The organism is Methanoculleus horonobensis, assembly GCF_001602375.1.
Lineage (GTDB): Archaea > Halobacteriota > Methanomicrobia > Methanomicrobiales > Methanoculleaceae > Methanoculleus > Methanoculleus horonobensis.
Window position 1 is genome coordinate 205,065 of record NZ_BCNY01000014.1, and the last position, 16,363, is coordinate 221,427.

The 16,363-nt window shown below is 63.4% G+C and carries 16 protein-coding genes; 4 read left to right on the plus strand and 12 right to left on the minus strand.

Translation table 11 applies throughout. The annotated features are described in order from the left end of the window. The 7 genes from MCUHO_RS06065 to MCUHO_RS12350 form a co-directional block, all read right to left on the minus strand. Nucleotides 1–693, minus strand: coding sequence for a phosphoglycerol geranylgeranyltransferase (locus tag MCUHO_RS06065; RefSeq protein WP_067075225.1), 693 nt, complete (start codon nt 691–693; stop codon nt 1–3). A 4-nt stretch (nt 694–697) separates the two neighbouring features. Then, nucleotides 698–3,493 (minus strand): DNA topoisomerase I, encoded by a 2,796-nt coding sequence (locus MCUHO_RS06070; RefSeq protein WP_067075228.1) that lies wholly within the window; start codon nt 3,491–3,493, stop codon nt 698–700. Nucleotides 3,494–3,499: 6 nt separating this feature from the next. Continuing rightward, nucleotides 3,500–4,915, minus strand: a complete 1,416-nt coding sequence (gatB, locus tag MCUHO_RS06075; RefSeq protein WP_067075231.1) for an Asp-tRNA(Asn)/Glu-tRNA(Gln) amidotransferase subunit GatB — start codon at nt 4,913–4,915, stop codon at nt 3,500–3,502. Further along, nucleotides 4,912–6,213 carry an Asp-tRNA(Asn)/Glu-tRNA(Gln) amidotransferase subunit GatA gene (gene gatA, locus MCUHO_RS06080; protein ID WP_067075234.1) on the minus strand — a complete coding sequence of 434 codons (1,302 nt, stop codon included), beginning with the start codon at nt 6,211–6,213 and terminating at the stop codon, nt 4,912–4,914. The genes gatB and gatA overlap by 4 nt, the downstream gene beginning before the upstream one ends. Next, nucleotides 6,214–6,483: an Asp-tRNA(Asn)/Glu-tRNA(Gln) amidotransferase subunit GatC gene (gatC, locus tag MCUHO_RS06085; RefSeq protein ID WP_011843617.1), complete on the minus strand. Its 270-nt coding sequence runs from the start codon at nt 6,481–6,483 to the stop codon at nt 6,214–6,216. After that, nucleotides 6,473–7,471 (minus strand): asparagine synthase C-terminal domain-containing protein, encoded by a 999-nt coding sequence (locus MCUHO_RS06090; protein ID WP_067075237.1) that lies wholly within the window; start codon nt 7,469–7,471, stop codon nt 6,473–6,475. Before MCUHO_RS06090 ends, gatC begins: the two co-directional genes overlap by 11 nt. Before the next feature lie 169 nt (nt 7,472–7,640). Then, complete coding sequence (locus tag MCUHO_RS12350; RefSeq protein WP_084385948.1) at nt 7,641–7,844, minus strand: hypothetical protein; 204 nt, start codon at nt 7,842–7,844, stop codon at nt 7,641–7,643. A gap of 21 nt (nt 7,845–7,865) precedes the next feature. On the opposite strand from MCUHO_RS12350, the gene MCUHO_RS12355 reads away from it, so the two are divergent. Next, nucleotides 7,866–8,192 (plus strand): cobaltochelatase subunit CobN, encoded by a 327-nt coding sequence (locus tag MCUHO_RS12355; protein WP_235808184.1) that lies wholly within the window; start codon nt 7,866–7,868, stop codon nt 8,190–8,192. A gap of 133 nt (nt 8,193–8,325) precedes the next feature. Here MCUHO_RS12355 and MCUHO_RS06100 read toward each other — a convergent pair whose 3' ends face one another. Then, nucleotides 8,326–9,471, minus strand: a complete 1,146-nt coding sequence (locus tag MCUHO_RS06100; protein ID WP_235808185.1) for a peptidase S9 — start codon at nt 9,469–9,471, stop codon at nt 8,326–8,328. A 745-nt stretch (nt 9,472–10,216) separates the two neighbouring features. Between MCUHO_RS06100 and MCUHO_RS06105 the strand changes: the two genes are divergently transcribed. From MCUHO_RS06105 to MCUHO_RS06115, 3 genes are all read left to right on the plus strand, one after another. Continuing rightward, nucleotides 10,217–10,444, plus strand: a complete 228-nt coding sequence (locus MCUHO_RS06105) for a hypothetical protein (protein ID WP_235808186.1) — start codon at nt 10,217–10,219, stop codon at nt 10,442–10,444. A gap of 289 nt (nt 10,445–10,733) precedes the next feature. Then, entirely contained in the window at nt 10,734–11,381 is a 648-nt protein-coding gene (locus MCUHO_RS06110; protein WP_067075248.1) for a hypothetical protein, read from the plus strand. Next, on the plus strand, nt 11,378–11,653 hold the full coding sequence (locus MCUHO_RS06115) for a winged helix-turn-helix domain-containing protein (protein WP_067075251.1): 276 nt from the start codon (nt 11,378–11,380) through the stop codon (nt 11,651–11,653). Before MCUHO_RS06110 ends, MCUHO_RS06115 begins: the two co-directional genes overlap by 4 nt. Before the next feature lie 18 nt (nt 11,654–11,671). Here the strand turns inward: MCUHO_RS06115 and purB are convergent, their stop codons facing one another. The 4 genes from purB to corA (MCUHO_RS06135) all read right to left on the minus strand — a co-directional run bounded on the left by purB (nt 11,672) and on the right by corA (MCUHO_RS06135) (nt 16,360). After that, nucleotides 11,672–13,012, minus strand: a complete 1,341-nt coding sequence (purB, locus tag MCUHO_RS06120) for an adenylosuccinate lyase (RefSeq protein WP_067075254.1) — start codon at nt 13,010–13,012, stop codon at nt 11,672–11,674. Between the two features lie 73 nt (nt 13,013–13,085). Next, the gene (corA, locus tag MCUHO_RS06125) at nt 13,086–14,084 is read right to left on the minus strand and encodes a magnesium/cobalt transporter CorA (RefSeq protein WP_067075257.1); all 999 of its coding nucleotides are present in this window, start codon (nt 14,082–14,084) and stop codon (nt 13,086–13,088) included. A 154-nt stretch (nt 14,085–14,238) separates the two neighbouring features. Beyond that, a complete protein-coding gene (locus tag MCUHO_RS06130) occupies nt 14,239–15,222 on the minus strand; it encodes a mechanosensitive ion channel family protein (protein ID WP_067075261.1) in 984 nt (327 codons plus the stop codon). 91 nt (nt 15,223–15,313) lie between these two features. Beyond that, nucleotides 15,314–16,360 (minus strand): magnesium/cobalt transporter CorA, encoded by a 1,047-nt coding sequence (corA, locus tag MCUHO_RS06135; protein WP_067075264.1) that lies wholly within the window; start codon nt 16,358–16,360, stop codon nt 15,314–15,316. Between the last annotated feature and the right edge of the window lie 3 nt (nt 16,361–16,363).

The window sequence follows — 16,363 nt, forward strand, 5'->3', positions numbered from 1 at the left end:
TCACTGTACCGCCCGGACCGTCGCCCGGAGCACGTCGATCCCTTCCTCGTAGACCGCGTTCCCCACGACGATCGTGTCGGCATAACGGCCCATCTCCGCCGCCTGCTCGGCCGAACGGATCCCGCCGCCGTAGTAGAGGGTGGCGTGCTCGACAGCCTCGGATGCCGCCTGCACGATTGCAGGATCCCCATAGGTTCCGCTGTACTCGATGTAGACGATCGGGAACCGGAAATAGCGGTCCGCGACCTCTGCGAACGCGGCCACGTCCCCGGCCGAGAGGCTGCAGTCTGCCCCCGTCACCCGGCCGACGGCCGAGTTCGGGTTGAGGACGATGTAGGCCTCGGGCACCACCATATCCCAGTCGATGCTGCTCGTGTGGCGCAGCCAGGCGTAGTGCTTCCCGACGACCCAGCGGACGTCGTTCGTGTTCAATACGCTCGGCACGAAGAGGTGGTCGATCCCCCTATCAAAGATGGCGCAGTCGGGGCTCGCTGGTTCCACCACCAGCGGCACCCCATAGGAGGAGACCAGATCCAGGAGTTCGTGGAGGTTCTCCCGCGTCACGTTCAGCGTGCCCGAGAGCATCAGGGCGTCGGTTCCGCTCGTCGCGATCTCCTCGACGACTCCTTTCGGGAGGCGTTTATCGGGGTCAAGTTTCGTTACGTGTGCCCAGGTCTTCCAGTTCGCGTGCATGGTGTCACTTCAGGTGGCCGATGTAGTCGCGGAGTCTGGCCTTCGGGATGCCGGTGATAGAGGAGACCTTCTCCGGGTCGGCAACACGGAGCGTTGCGGCGTCATAGATGCCTGCAAGGTAGAGCCTGTCCACGGTCGCCTCACCGAGCCCGGGGACCTCCAGGAGTTCTTTGCGCCCGCGCTCAAAGACCGTCCTGGAGATCTTCTGGGGGGCAGGGCGCCCGAGGTGCCTGCAGACCAGATCCACATGTTTATGTACGGTTTCCGGGTTAATGCCGGTTTTGCTTGCAAGGTAGGGGATGGGGAGGTAACAGAAGTCGTCGGGAGTCGCGACGCCGCCTGCCTGGTACTTCTTCAGGCTGACCGCGGGAACTCCGGCCTCCCGGAGGGCGCGCTCGTTGCAGAGGCCGCGGGCCGCGTCCAGGAGTTCGGTTCCGGTAGCCTCCGGGATCCCGGCCTTCTTGATCGCCGCAACGTCGGCCAGCGAGAGCGCGTGGATATCGCCGATCCCCTGTTCGAGAAGGTTTCGGATGATCTTCGCGTGGCTCCGGCCCTTCCTCGGGGGCACGATCTTCCGGACGAATTTCCTGAGTTCCGAACGGCGCCGGAGAACCTCGAGCGCATCCTCTGCCTCTCTCGCGAGCTCTGCGGCCTCTTTTGTCTCGACGTCGACGGCTTTCGCGAGGTCTTCAGGCTGCATGCCCGCGATCTCGGAGACCGTGTAGATGTGGTGCGCGTGCAGGCGCTGCATGAGGTCGTCGGTCATCGAGGGCATCATCCGGAGCGCCTCGACGTTCGAGGCGATATGGCTGCAGAGTGGACAGCCGATGTCCCATGGGCGGGCGCCTTTCCGGATCAGGCGGACGTGGGAGAGGTTGTGCTCCGGACAGGTCGCTTCGACCCGGATTGCCTTGCCCCAGGTGCTGCCGGGCAGGCTGATGTTGAACCGGCACTCGGGGTAGCCGGTGCAGCCGATGAACTGGGAGACGCCGATATGCCGGATCCGGAGATCGTGGCCGCAGGCGGGGCAGGGGCCGAGGGTATGCTCTTCTGCCGTCTGCTCCATGATCTCGGTGCCGATCTCCGACTTGTGCGCCTCGAGTTTGTCGAAGACCCGATGGAGCATCTCGCGGGACTCGGTGACGACGTCGTCGCGGGAGCGCCGGCTCTGCTTGATGAGTTGCATGTGCTCTTCGAGCGTCCGGGTCATCTCCGGCTCCGTGATCGTCTCGGCGTGGTTGTCGAGCGCGTCGATGACCGCCCGGCCAACGAGCGTCGGGCGGAGCGGGTTGCCCTCCACGTAGCGGCGGGAGACGAGTTTGCCGATCACCTCGTGCCGGGTGCTCTTCGTGCCGAGGCCGAGTTCCTCCATCACCTGGATGAGCCGGCTCTGGGAGTAGCGCGCCGGCGGCTGTGTCTCCTTCTCCTCGAGGTTCACCTTCTTGATCGGCAGCCGTTCACCCGGGGCAAGCACCGGGAGGATGTTCTCTTTCGCCTCCGAGTAGGGGTAGATCCGGCGCCACCCGGCATAGAGGAGCCTGCCGCCCGTGGCCTTGTAGGACTCGCCGGACGCGTCGAAGGTGCACCTGGTGGTCGCCCAGTTCGCGTCGGGAGAGAGGGTCGCGAGGAATCTCCGCACGACGAGCTCGTAGACCTTCCACCGGTCCTGCCCGAGAGCCTCGCGGGTCGCGGAGCCTGTCGGGTGAATCGGCGGGTGGTCGGTGCTCTCCTTCTTGCCCCGGGTCGGGACGGGCCGCCGGTTCTGCTGCACCCAGGCGACGTCCTTATCGAAGACTCCTCCTTTGAGGGTATTGAGGATCGCGTTCAGGTTCAGCGACTTCGGGTAGACCGTGTTGTCGGTTCTCGGGTAGGAGATGTACCCGTTCATGTAGAGGTCTTCGGCGATCCGCATCGCGTTCGCCGCCGAGAGCCCCAGGCGGCTCGCCGCGACGATGAAGGTCGTGGTGTCGAACGGCGTCGGCGCCCGGTCGGTCTTCTGCCCCTCTTTCACGTCCGTGACGACGAGCGGCTCCTTCGTCCCTGCCTCCGCGGCGAGGGCTGCTTCGTGGTCGGTGAATCGCCCGGCGGTATGCCGCGCCTCGATCGTTACGCCGTCCTTCTCGGTATCGAGCGAGAGCATCCAGTAGGTCTGGGGGACGAAGCTCTCGATCTCGCGCTCCCGCTCGACGATCATGGCGAGCGTCGGGCTCTGGACCCGGCCGACGGAGAGGATGTTCGTGCCGCCCCGGCGTGCCGCGAGGCTGATGAACCGGGTCAGCGCCGCCCCCCACATCAGGTCGACCGTCTGGCGGGCCTCCCCTGCGGCCGCGAGGTCGAAGTCGAGGTCGGTCAGGTTCTCAAACGCGGTGCGGATCTCCGCAGGGGTTATCGCGGAGAACCGGGCACGGTTGATCCTGACGTTGGGGTTCACCGCACGGACGAGCTCGTAGGCCTCTTTGCCGATCAGTTCTCCTTCCGTATCGTAATCGGTGGCAATGGTGACGAGATCCGCTTTCTTCGAGAGTTTCTGAATGAGGTTGACGATCTTCTTCTCGGTCGGCTTCTTGATGATGCCCGCGTCGATGAGGGTTCGCGGTGTATGGGTCTCGCTCCGCCAGTTGGTGTAGCCCGGTTCGAAGTCCACCTCCACCACGTGCCCTTTGAGGCCGACCACCGTCTTCGTGTCGAAGGAGTAGGCGGATACGCTCCCGTCCTTTGTCGCTCTCACTTTTTCGTTGCCGGCGAGGATCTGCGCGATCCGGTTTGCCGAGATGTTCTTCTCTGCGATGATTAAATGCACTGCGGATTACACCCCGCCTGTATCAATATACTCGGATACGATGCGGCCGAGTTCCCGCGGATCCGCCCGGCCGCGGGTTTCTTTCATCACCTGCCCCACGAGGAAGTTCAGGGCTCCCTTCTTGCCGGCCCGGTAGTCCTCCACGGCCCGGGGGTTCGCGGCGACCGCCTTCTCGACGACCTGTGTGAACTCGTCTCCTGTGGCCCTGGCGAGCCCTTCGCGCTCCACGATGACAGCGGGAGGCTCGCAGGGCTTGCCGGCGGCGCAGGCATCGAGCATCTCTCTGAGCACCTGGACACCGGCCTTATCGGTGATCGTCTCCGTCCGCAGAAGCGCGAGGAGTTCCGCGATGCGGTCGGCCGGGACGACGGCGATACCCATGTCGCGGTAGTTGAGTTCTCCAAGCAGTGTGTCGGCCACCCAGGTGGCAGCGAGAACCGGGTCGACGGATGCAACGCGCTCGTAGAAGTCGGCGAGTTTTGGGTCGCCGGTCAGCGTCCGGGCGTGGTTGAGCGATATGCCGTACTGCGCTACGAACCGGTTCTTCCGGGCGACGGGCAGTTCGGGGAGGTCGATCGCCGCGACCCGGTCAGCGACCCGGAGCGGTCGGAGATCGGGCTCGGGGAAGTAGCGGTAGTCGTGCTCCTCCTCCTTGCTGCGGGCGGAGGTGGTGATCCCGCGCCCTTCCATGAAGTGCCGGGTCTCTCGCGTCACCTTCTGGCCGCGCCGGAGCAGGTTCTTCTGCCGGGTCACCTCGAACGTGAGGGCCTTCTCGACGCCCTTGTAGGAGGAGATGTTCTTGACCTCGACCCGTTCGGAGCCTTCGAGGGAGATGTTTGCGTCCACACGGAGGCCGCCTTCCCGGTCGCCGTCGAAGACACCGAGATACTCGAGGATCGTCCGGAGTTTGTTGAGGAACCGGCGTGCCTCCTGCGGGGAGCGCATGTCCGGTTCGGTGACGATCTCAAGGAGCGGGATACCCGATCGGTTGTAGTCGACGAGCGAGTACTTCGAGCCGCCCGCGACGTGGACGAGCCTCCCCGGATCCTCTTCGAGGTGCACCCGGGTGATCCGGACGATCTTCTCGTGCCCCTCGTCGTCCTCGATCTCGACCGTCCCTTCGACCGCGAGCGGTTTGTCGTACTGCGTGATCTGGTAGGCTTTCGGGAGGTCGGGATAGAAATAGTTCTTCCGGGCGAACTCCGACTCTTCCAGGACTTTCATGTCGAGGGCCTTTGCAACCTTCAGGCCGTAATCGACCGCTTTTTTGTTCAGGCGCGGGAGCGCTCCGGGCAGGGCGAGACAGACCGGACAGCAGTGGGTGTTCGGCTCGTCGTCGCGGTAGTCGGTCGAGCACCCGCAGAAGAGTTTTGTCGCGGTCGAGAGCTGGACGTGGATCTCGAGCCCGACGATCGTCTTCATGCCCTCACCTCCTGCTCGTAAGCAAACGCAGCATCGACGACGCGCTCGTCCTCGAACTGCCGTCCCATCAACTGGAGCCCCACCGGGAGGCCGTCAACTCTGCCGCACGGGACGGATATCGCCGGGATGCCGGCGAGGTTCGCCGGCACCGTGAGGATGTCGGAGAGGTACATCGAGAGCGGATCGGACTTCTCGCCGAGGCGGAAGGCCGTCGTCGGCATCGTCGGGCCGGCGATGACGTCCGCTTCCCGAAGGGCCCGTTCGAAGTCCTCTCTGATATTGCGGCGGGCTACCTGCGCTTTCGCGTAGTACCGGCCGGCGTAGCCTGCCGAGAGGGCGAAGGTTCCTAGCATGATCCGGCGCCGAACCTCGGTGCCGAACATCTCCTGCCGCAGGTCCTGATAGGCCTCGTGCCAGGACTTCCTGGTATCGACCGCCGGGCCGTAGCGGACGCCGTCGAACCGGGCGAGGTTCGAGGAGGCTTCGCTCGTGCAGATGACGTAGTAGGCCGCGAGCGCGTGCTGCATCCCGGGGATGCTCACCGGGACGGTCTCTGCCCCGAGCCCTTCGAGAACCCCGATGGCGTCCCTGACCCTCTCTCCTACACGGGGGTCGACGCCTTCGCCGAAGTACTCCTCCGGTATCCCGACCCGGAGCCCTTTGATCTCGGTCGACGGCCGGTGGTCGTACGGACGGTCGAGCATCGTCGAGTCGCGGGGGTCATAGCGCGCGATCACCGACATCAACTTCGATACGTCTTCGACCGTCCGTGCCATCGGCCCGATCTGTTCGAGGGAGTTCGCGTAGGCGATGAGGCCGTAGCGGGAGACCCGGCCGTAGGTGGGTTTGAGCCCTACGATCCCGCAGAACGCCGCGGGGCACCGGATCGAGCCGCCGGTATCGGTGCCGAGTGCCATCGGGACGAGGCCCGCGGCGACGGCGGCGGCGCTCCCGCCGGACGACCCGCCGGGCACCCTTGACGGGTCCGCTGGGTTTTGGGTGGGGCCGAACGCGCTCGTCTCGGTGGTGGTGCCCATCCCGAACTCGTCCATGTTGGTCTTGCCGACGATCGCGGCTCCAGCCTGCCGGAGGAGTTCCACGACGTAAGCGTCATACGGCGGGACGTAGCCTTCGAGGATCTTCGATGCGCAGGTGGTCTGGATGCCCTTCGTGGATATATTGTCCTTGACCGCGACGGCGGTGCCGGCGAGTGCCCCGTCGGTGAACGGCGCTCTACTGCAGGTGGTGATGAAGGCGTTGTACCGGTCGTCCGGCGAGAATTCGAGGGTTCCCGCCACTCACATCACCCTCGGCGCCTTGATGAACCCGTTCTCGGTCGACCCTGCGTTCGCGAGTGCCTCTTCCTGCGAGAGACCGGGCCGCGGCTCGTCGTCCCGGAATACGTTCACAGCCCCGGCGTCCGGGGCGCTTTCTCCCTCGACGGTGTCGAGAACCTCGAAGTAGTCGAGGATCGCGTTGAACTGGGTGGTGAACTCCGGCACCTCGTCTTTTGAAATGCCGATATCCGCAAGTTCTGCTATATGTTCAATATCGCTCTCAGTAATCATGTTCCGCCCTACTGATCTCCGTTAAGTACCCTTGTACCGACTTTTTATAACCATTGTCACGTGCGAGCCGTTGCATCGCTCTCCAGATCCCGCTCCCGTATTGCATCGCTTTCTTCTCGGCCCGGGCGATTTCGGCGGGAATGTGGTGTTCTGCGACCTCGCGCAGGGGGTGTTTTCTCACCCCGCCGCGCACCCGCTCGGCGGCCGGGATTGCCCGGGTGGCGCGCACCACCCGGATGTCGAGGTAGGGCATCGAGAAGTATGCCCCGTGAAGCCCCGCCACCGCCTGATCCCGCGTTCTCTGGCGGGCGAGGTCGGCGAAGTCCCGTTCGAGTTCCGCCGCGAGGTCGGGGGAGGTGAGGTAGCGGGCGTAGCCGCCGAAGAGCTCGTCCGCCCCCTGCCCGGCGAGGATCCGGGTATGGCCGCGCTCTTCCGCCCACGCGGCGACGAAGGAGAGAGTCGTCGCGATCGAGGCCTCGAGGGGGTTCGTCGGGTCGGGGATGACCCGGACGACCCGGGCGAGCGCCTCCGCGACCTCTTCCTCTGTCGGCGTGACAATATCGAGGTCGAGCTCCATCATCCGGGCGGCTGCGGCGGCCCGCCTGACGTCGTGCGACCCTTCGAGCCCCACCGCCACGCAGGGGAGGCGGGCGAGGTGGGCGACGAGAGCGGAGTCGACGCCGCCGGAGAACGCCACCGCGCCCTCGTCGCTCCTGAGGTTGACCGCGGTGACGATCGCCTCCTCAAGGGTGCAGGGCGCCGGATCGGGGACTATCCGGGCCACCTCCCGTCCGTCGCAACAGATGGTTCCGGGCGGGACCGGGCCGGGCATGATCCCGAAGGCGTCGCGGGCGGTGCAGTCACCGTAGGTGAGCAGGAACTCGCCGCCGCACCGGGAAAGGGCCTCAGGTTCGTCTTCGAGCATCCGCTCCACATCGGCGGGGGTGAGGCGCATTCCGTCACGTTCTATCCAGCCCTTCAGGTTCATAGTCGGCGCATTCCGTAATCCGGCAGTTCTCGCCACGAGGTTCACGCGATACGCGATCCCCTCAAAAAACGGATCCGTGTCAGTGTTTGCACTGATGAAGTATAAACCTACGTGCAGCATCCGGCGCAAAATGCGCGCGTTTCCTGGGATTCCTGCCGGAAATCCGCCGTCAACGGGCGGAGACGGCGACCCTGACCGGACGCAGCGTCACCTCGGGCGCGTGCCCCTCGGCAAAGGTGAGCGTCACCCGGCCGTCTCCGGAGGAGGACGTGCAGTTAACGACATCGGCATATGTCCTTGTCTCGTGCAGCGTCTCGTTGCACGCCTCCCAGAGTGGCGTGTTCAGCGGAACCGGGAGGCCTGTATTGACCACGATTTCGATCGTGGGCGGTGATTGGGAAGTCAGGTTGATCTTCATCGTCTCCACCGACGTATCGAGCGAAAGCGTCCCCCCACGCCGTTTCCGCTCGCGAACGTCTGCTCCCACGAGAATCCCTGGGGGCTGGAGGAGATCGGGAGACGGCTGCTTGAAGCGCACGAACGCGGCCTCTGGGATGCCGATCCGGATGTTCTCGAAGGGTTGCGGGCGGCGTACCTGGAGATGGAGGGCTGGATCGAGGACCGGATGGGCGATGCCGGAGGCGACGTCCAGGGCGGTGAGGTTCGCGTGGTGACCGTGGGGGATGTAAAAGCACTGCGGGGAGCACGGGAGAAGGAGTGAGCGGCGTGAAGACGGCGATGGCGATAAGCGACGTTTCGGCAGAAACGGATCTCGAGCACCGTCAGGTGCGCTACTCGTTAACGCGTCGCGCTCCACCGGTAATCGTCTTCGTGCGGCACGTTCCCGCTCCCCCTCATTCCTGGTTTCGCAGTCTGAGCAGACATACCGTGAGAAGCAGTGCACCCGCTGCAGAAACTACCTCAAATCCCGGCGATGCGGGTGCCGCTGGATCTTCGAGCTGGATCGCATACAGGTCGTTTCCATCGCTCACGAGGATCGTCCTGCCATCGGGAGACCACTGCTGCATCATGAATGCCGGGTTATCGGGGCCGAGGGGTGCGAGGTCCGATCCGTCGCTCTTCATCACCCAGAGCGTCTGGTCCCGCGATTCCGACCGGAAGGCGATCCTGGTACCGTCCGGCGACCAGACCGGTGATGTGTCCCAGTTTCCGGTTGTCAATTGCTCCGAACCCGATCCGTCGCTATCGATAACCCAGAGAGAGAACTCCGGCAATGTCCCCGGCGGTGACGCGACGACGTAGGCGATCCTGGCACCGTCCGGGGACCAGGAATACCCGGATACGCTCCCCTCGCTGAACGTCACCTGTGTCTTGCCCGTTCCGTCGCTCTGCATGGTCCAGATCTCCCGGTTCCCGGTTCTGTCTGCGAGGTATGCGATCCTGTCCCCCTGCGGCTGCCACAGGGGCAAACGCGCATCTCCATCGGTCGTCAGCTGCTTCTTGTTGCCGCCGTCCGCGTCCATGATCCAGATGTCCGCTTCCGTGCGGATGGCCGAGAGGTTCACTTCCTGGATGGCTGCATCATCGAAGAGGCAGGAGGTATAGACGATCCGCCTCCCATCGGCGCTCCAGTCCGCCCCGTAGCCGGATAGCCCCGGAATGGGGACGATGCGGCCGCCTTCGGTCAGGCGCACCTTCCCGGTCCCGTCCGGGTTCATCGTCCAGAGGTCGAGCCCTCCTCCGTCGTCGGAGAGGAAGAGGAGTTTCTTCCCGTCCGGCGACCAGAGATCGAACTCGGTGAAGAGATTCCACGAACGGTTGTCCGTCACCGGTACCGGGTTTCGGCCGTCGCGCTCCATCACCCGGATGCCGACATGGACTCCGTCGGATGAGACGAAGGCGATCCTATCCCCGTCCGGCGACCAGAAAGGATACGAATTGAATGCCGAATCGTTTGTTAGCTGGACGACGGGTGCAGCCGCTGCCGGGAGAGTGCATGTGATCAGCAGCAGGACGATACATATCGCTTTTCGGTTCATACAGGCCTCTCCTGTGCGTTTCATGGGTATATTTCGGCACATTTCCTTCCCATTGCAATACTATGTCACTCGAAATTCCGTAACGGTGCCTGAAGGGACACGGAACCGCAACGGCTATCCCCTGGCAGCCAGCAGCCCTATTGCCCTCCGGGCACGCTTTTGGGGGTCGGGATACGACGGCAATCGGGGTTCCCGGCCGCCGCGGGATACCTTACACGGCGTCACTGTTCAAGGCGTCAACGTTCCCCCATATACCTTTTCTGTGACAAACATCGAACAGTCGCGGCTGTACCCGGGCCGTTGCATTCTCCTGATACGCCCTCGTTGTTCCATCTCCTGGCAGTACGGCCGATTTCCAGTGGAAATATACCTCGATCCCCGGATCGCAGGTATGAGTGCATACCCCGGCAAGATCCCTGTATACCTTCCCCTAATATCGAAACCCGGTGGAATAATCGGGTTGCCTCCGATGCAGCCCCTCCCCGGGAGCGAAAGTGCGCGCCCGTCTATCATCGGATATCCGTCCGCATGAACCGCGTGTATGTGATGGCAAAGAAGACGACGGGAGAGAGGATCAGCCCCACCACGCTTGACCATATCTCGCCGGGTGTATCTTCAAGTGTCGCCCCCGGGAGGCGTGAATCCTCAGGATCAGGATGCTCCTCAGGGAGCGTCCTTCGAGCATCGTCAGGTGCACGTCCGGTGAACCGTCGCGCCGCGGGGCGGTGACGCAGGCGGGGCATTCGTGCGCGGAAGGGATCTCTACCTGCACGAAGAGGAGGGGCTGCCGGATATCTACTACATCCATACCCGGTCGATGGAGCCCGGCGAGGACGAGCAGCTTCAGCCCATCTCCATCGTATCCGCCGAGGAGTTCCTGGAGTTGGGGGGACTCGTGCTTGCCGCATACCCGGAACAGAGGGGAAGCTGGGTACTGCGGTCCTACGGTTACGGCATCGCGGAAGAGTTCTGAACATGCCGGCGGGGGCACTACCCGATCGCCGACCTTTCGGGCTCCTGCGGGAGATCGCGGCGGCCGAACGGGATGCGATGGTGCATCCCGCCTGAATCGCCGCCAGCCTCTTTCCCCGTCGGGTGCCGTGCTCTGCTCCGATTTCCGTCTCGTTATTCTATTTTGGGCAAGCGGTCGGCCGGTATCGGCTGTTCGCGTCGGATATCCTTGCGAAACACCGATACGTATCTTAGTTTCATGCCCTTTATTTGCAGAACGCGAATAGATAGATAGACCGGTGAAAACCACAATGCACGAATCAGCACTCGCCCGGTTCAGAAGCGAGATCCGGCACTTCTATGTTGTTACTGTCGCGAACATCGTCTTTGCCGCCCTCGTGATGGCGTTCGGCATCAGCGTGATCGTCGGAGAGGCGGGCTCTATGTACGAGACGTTCTCTACCGCACAGTATGTGATCTATTCCCCGGTCGTCCTGTTCGTCGCACTTGTTGCCGTTCTTACGGGCTTGCGCTGGATTCTCACCAGCATTGGGGTCTTCGAAGGGATCGAGGCGATCAAGGACGACCTTGACGGGATGGGAGGCGAGGTTCCGGACGAGGCTCTCACCCGTCTCATAGTAAGCGTGCTCGCCCACTACCGCGACAACCGCGCGACCATCCGCACCATGATCCTGGTCTGCACGCTCGGCGGCGTCTGCTCATTTTTCCTCGGGGTCGCCGTCAGTCTGGAACACCTTTCCGTCTCACCGGACGGTATCGCCTTCACCATCAACAACTATCTGGTCATCCCGTCGCTCCTCACGCTCTGTGTCGCCCTCGTCAGCCTTGCCTCTTCATACTACTTCTCCCGGTTTGCAAAAGTCTGGGACGAGCGGCTCGACGAGATCATGGAGTCCGAGGCTCTCCTGAAAGAAACCCTGGAGCTGGATCGACGATGAGGGGGCGCAGGACGGCGTTCGAGATCTACTGGGAGATCCTGGTCTTCTGCAGAACGCCGCAGTCGTTTACCGGCATCATCAACCGGTGCGACCTGAACTCGAAGACCGGGCAGGAGTATCTCCGGTTTCTCGTGGAAAAAGGGTATATCGTTGAAGTGGCGGAGGAGGACAGGACCCGTTACCTCGCCACCGAGAAGGCCGGGGAGTACACCGCGCTCTTCAGCTCGCTCTATCGAAAACTCTTCGATGCCCCTCCCCGGTTCAAGCTATGAGGGGCTCCCGAGATCCTTTCACCGGCAGAGCGGCGCGAGTTTCTCGATCAGCCGCTCCACCTGCCGGACGGCCGTCCCGATGTAGGCGTCCGGGTCGAGGAGTGCGTCGAGTTCCTCGCGGGTGACGAACTTCGTGACCTCCGGCCGCTCGCCGAGCACCTGGCTGAGGTCGCGGTCCTCGGCGAGGGCCTGCATGCTCGCCGTCCGCATCGCCTCGTGGGCCTCCTGCCGGTTCATGCCCCGCCGGGTGAGGTCGATCATCACCGACTCGGCGAGGTTCACGCCCCGGAGCAGCATCAGGTTCTTCCGGATGTTCGGCTTGTTGAACTCGAGGCCCTCCATCACGCCGATCATCACGTTGAGGATATGGTCGGCGAGCACCGACGCCTCGGGAAAGAGCACCCGCTCGGGGGAGGAGTTCGTCAGGTCGCGCTCGTCCCAGAGGACGTTGTTCTGCAGCGCCGGTTCGACCGCGGAGCGGACGATCCGGGCAAGCCCGCAGACCTGCTCGCTCTTGATCGGGTTTCGCTTGTGGGGCATGGTGCTCGAGCCCACCTGCTTCTTCCCGAACGCTTCCGCGAGTTCCCCGATCTCGGAGCGCTGCATCAGCCGGAGTTCAAGCCCGATCTTGTCGAGGGTGGTCGCGATGTTTGCAAGGAGCATGAAGTACTCCGCGTAGCGGTCCCGCGCTATGATCTGGTTCGAGACGTCCACGGCTCCGATCCCGAGGAACTCCATCATCGTCTCCTGAACCTCGATGCCGGCATCCCCGAGCGCCGCCTGGGTGCCTACGGCACCGGTGAGCTGCCCGACGACGACCCGCGGGCGCATCTGGCGGAGCCGCTCGATGTGGCGGGAGACCTCGCTCGCCCAGATCGCGAACCGGAGGCCGTAGGTCGTCGGGACGCCGATCTGCCCGTGGGTGCGGCCGGCGCAGACCAGGGTCTTCGTCTCGGCGCTCCGGGCAAGAAGCACGCAGAGGAGTTTACCGAGTTTTTCCTCGATGAGCGCGAGGCTGTCCCTGACCTGCAGGGCGGTCGCCGTATCCAGGATGTCGTTCGAGGTCGCGCCGTAGTGGATCCATCTGCCCGCGTCGCCGCAGACCTCGGTGACGGCCTTGACGATCGCCATCATATCGTGGTTGATCTCGGCCTCGATCTCCTTCGCCCGCTCGAGGCGCGCGTCATGCGCAGAGATCGCGATCGTCTCCGCATCCTCGCGGGGGATCATCCCGTGCGCCGCCTCCGCTCGTGCCAGCGCCACTTCGGCCGTGACGATAGCCCGGAAGCGGTTCTCCTCACTCCAGACGGCACGCATCTCCGAAGTGCCGTACCGGTAGTCGATGGGATGGATTGCCATAATAGAGAAGTGTTAGCATTCTCGCTACAAAAAAGGGGTTGCCGCCCCTCTCCCCGCTACGCGGGGTCCGCCGTCATATCCACTCTTTCTTCCTGAAGTAAAGGAGCATCGCGAACGCGACGCCTACCATGAGGAGGAGGACGAGAGGATACCCGAGCGGCGAGTCTTCGAGCGGTATGTCCCTGAGATTCATCCCGTAAAACCCGGTGATGAAGCTTAAAGGAATGAAGATGCTCGCGACGATGGTGAGGATCGTTGTGATCTCGGCGAGCCTGTTGTTCTGGTTCGAGGTGTGGAGATCCATCACGCCGGAGAGGGTATCCCTGGTATACTCCGCGACCTCTGCCGCCTGGATGCACCGGTCGTATATATCCCGGAAGTACGGGATCGTCTCCTTCCGGACAAGGCTCAACTCCCGGCTTGCGAGCGCCCCGAGAACCTCGCGTGCCGGCACGGCAGCTCTCCGGATGGTCAGGAGATCTTCTTTGAGTTCGTAGATCTGCTTTAAGGCAAGCGGATCCGCGACGGCCAGAACCCTGCCCTGGAGATCTTCCACCCGGTCGTCGACCGCGTCGAGGATGGCGAGGTAGACGGTCACGATGGCGTCGAGGAGCGTGTACGCGAGGAAGTCCGGCCCCGTGCCCCGGATGACGCTCAGCTCGTTCCTGAGCCGTTCCCGGACCTGTTCGAAGACCTGGAAAGGCTGCTCCCGGAACGTTATGACGTAGTTCTCCCCGAAGATCAGGCTGACCTGCTCGCTTGCAACCCTGCCGTCTCTCTCCGAGAGCATCCTCGCGATGACGGCGACGTAGCTCCCGAACTCCTCCACCTTCGGCCGCTGGTCGGGGGCCGTGATATCCCCCATCGTGAGCGGGTGGATTCCCGCCTGTTTGCCGAGGGTCACGAGTTCGTCGCGCTCCGGCACCCCGACGACGTCGATCCAGGTGACCGTCTCCCGGCCGATCCACGACCAGGCCTCGGTGAGTTCGATGCACTCGTGCTCCTCGATGCGGTCCTGCGTGTAGTCAATCACTCTGATCGAGAGTCTCCCACAGGTTTTTGCCGGCTGCATCAACACCTCCGGACTGCCTGCTCCCCCGGGAAGAGGCGGATACACCTCGCCGGTCTCGGGAAATCAACCGGCGAGCCGCCCGGCAGGAGTCGCGAACACCGTCCCCCGGGAAGGGGCATTCATCCCAAGGTATAAAACATCACTGTCCGCCCGATCACGCGTCTTCGAAAGGCCCGCCGTCGTAGACGATGATGTTCTCGGTCGCGATGGCGATGCCGTCGGCCGCTTCGATCGCCGCGAGGAGTTTGCGGGAGAGGTCGTCTTTCGTGACCCGCTTTCTCCTGACGTCGGTCACGTACCGGATATCAAAGGTGATCCAGTTGTCGGTGAGGGTCAGGTAGACGGACGGCTCCACATCCCGCTTCGGCAGGTAATAGCGCTTGCCGACCCTCTCGATCTCCCGCTCGGCCCGCCAGGCCGTCGCCGCGGTCTCCTCCCGGACGATATCGAGGACGAGGGAGATCGCCCGCCGCCAGTCCGATCCATAGGTGATGGGAATGGAGATCTCGTCCCAGACGAAGGTGAGATCCACTGTGTAATTGAAGACCCGCGATGATAGGATGTGGCCGTTCGGGATAATGACAATCCTGCCGGTCGCCTGGTCCCCCTTCACGTCGCGGGCGTGAATCTCGAGCATCCTCGTCGTGAGGATCCCGATGTCGATCACGTCGCCAATCGTCTCGCTGATCTCGATGCGGTCCCCTATTCGGTAGGGGTTGGAGAAGATGATCAGGATCCCCCCGACAAAGTTCCTGAAGAGATCCTGGAGTGCGACGGCGATTCCCGCACCGATGATACCGTAGGCGACCAGGATGTAGTTGGTGTCGATCCAGACCCGGAGGAGGATGACGCCGACAACGAGGATCTTTAAGATGGCTACCGTTCTCCGGAACGAGTAGCGCTCCCGCTCGTCCTTTATGCGCCGGATGGTGAGCGACTCGACGACGAGGAAGAAGAAGTAGACGAGGCTGATCGTGAGGGAGGAGTAGAAGATGCGTTCGAGGAAGATGTCCGGGTAGAGGAGTGCTGCAAGCAGGAAGAGAGCCGTGGCGGTGCCGGAGATCACGATTACGGCGACGGTTCTCAGCGTCGCACGCTTCTCTTCCTGCTTCTCCGTGTGTCGTCGGTCTGCCTGCATATCCCTCGCCCTGTCTCCGCTGGCGCACGCGGACTTCGACGCAGCGAGAGATAATGGTATCCGGGTATGAGGGGGAGGTGCCGGCCGCGGTTCAGATCCACCCTTTCTTCCTGAAGTAGACGAGCATCGCGACCGCGACGGCCGCCATCGAGGCGAGGGCCAGAGGGTAGCCCCAGGGATGGCTGATCTCCGGCATGTAGGCAAAGTTCATGCCGTAGACCCCGGCGATGAAGGTGAGCGGGATGAAGATGGTGGCGATGACGGTGAGGACCTTCATGATCTCGTTCATCCGGCTGCTCTGGCTCGAGAGGTAGACGTCGAGCGTCCCGGACATCGTATCCCGGTAAGTCTCCACCGTCTCGGCGACCTCTATGACGTGGTCGTAGACGTCCCGGAGGTAGAAGAGTGTCGGTTCCCCGATCAGGGGCGACTCGCCCCGCTCGAGTTGTGCGACCGCTTCGCGGAGCGGCCAGACCGACCGCCGGAGCGCTATAAGGGATCGCTTCAAGGAGTAGATCGCCTGCAGGGTCTCGCGGTCGGGTTCTGCCACCACCTCCTCCTCGACCACTTCGATACGCTCCCCGAAGACCTCGATCACAGAGAAGTAGCCGTCGACGATAGCGTCCAGCAGGGCGTAGAAGAGGTAATCGGCCCTCTCGCTCCGGAGCCGTCCGGCTCCCGCACGCAGCCGCTCCCGGATACGCTCGAAGACGTCGCCCGGATGTTCCTGGAAGGATACTACGTAACCCCTCCCGAGAACCAGGCTGACCTGCTCGCTATGGAACTCGCCGTCGCCGGGAGCAAGCATCCGGACCGCAACGTAGAGGTAATCGCCGTAATCCTCGATCTTCGGCCGCTGGTGGGTGTTCGCGATATCCTCCAGGGTCAGGGGGTGAATCCCGACGGCATCCCCGACGGTCTGGATCACCCCGGTATCGTGGACGCCGTCGACGTCGATCCAGGTGACCCCCTCATGGAGGACGGAGAGCCGGAACTCCCCCGGCAGCGTGTACGCTCGCTCTTCGAGGCGGGACTCATCGTAGTCGATGACCGTGACGGTGACCGGTCGTGAGCGGGAAACGTCCGTTTCGGTAATGCGTCCGCTCGATCCCCGGCTCTGGTCGTCGTGCGGGCTCATGGA

Coding starts and splice junctions, on each gene's coding strand:
- gatC (WP_011843617.1), bottom strand. CDS start 6,483: ATGATTACTGAGAGCGATATTGAACATATAGCAGAACTTGCGGATATC.
- purB (WP_067075254.1), bottom strand. CDS start 13,012: ATGGCAATCCATCCCATCGACTACCGGTACGGCACTTCGGAGATGCGT.
- MCUHO_RS06100 (WP_235808185.1), bottom strand. CDS start 9,471: ATGAACCGAAAAGCGATATGTATCGTCCTGCTGCTGATCACATGCACT.
- MCUHO_RS06110 (WP_067075248.1), top strand. CDS start 10,734: ATGCACGAATCAGCACTCGCCCGGTTCAGAAGCGAGATCCGGCACTTC.
- MCUHO_RS06130 (WP_067075261.1), bottom strand. CDS start 15,222: ATGCAGGCAGACCGACGACACACGGAGAAGCAGGAAGAGAAGCGTGCG.
- gatB (WP_067075231.1), bottom strand. CDS start 4,915: ATGAAGACGATCGTCGGGCTCGAGATCCACGTCCAGCTCTCGACCGCG.
- MCUHO_RS06065 (WP_067075225.1), bottom strand. CDS start 693: ATGCACGCGAACTGGAAGACCTGGGCACACGTAACGAAACTTGACCCC.
- MCUHO_RS06090 (WP_067075237.1), bottom strand. CDS start 7,471: ATGAACCTGAAGGGCTGGATAGAACGTGACGGAATGCGCCTCACCCCC.
- MCUHO_RS06115 (WP_067075251.1), top strand. CDS start 11,378: ATGAGGGGGCGCAGGACGGCGTTCGAGATCTACTGGGAGATCCTGGTC.
- corA (WP_067075264.1), bottom strand. CDS start 16,360: ATGAGCCCGCACGACGACCAGAGCCGGGGATCGAGCGGACGCATTACC.
- corA (WP_067075257.1), bottom strand. CDS start 14,084: ATGCAGCCGGCAAAAACCTGTGGGAGACTCTCGATCAGAGTGATTGAC.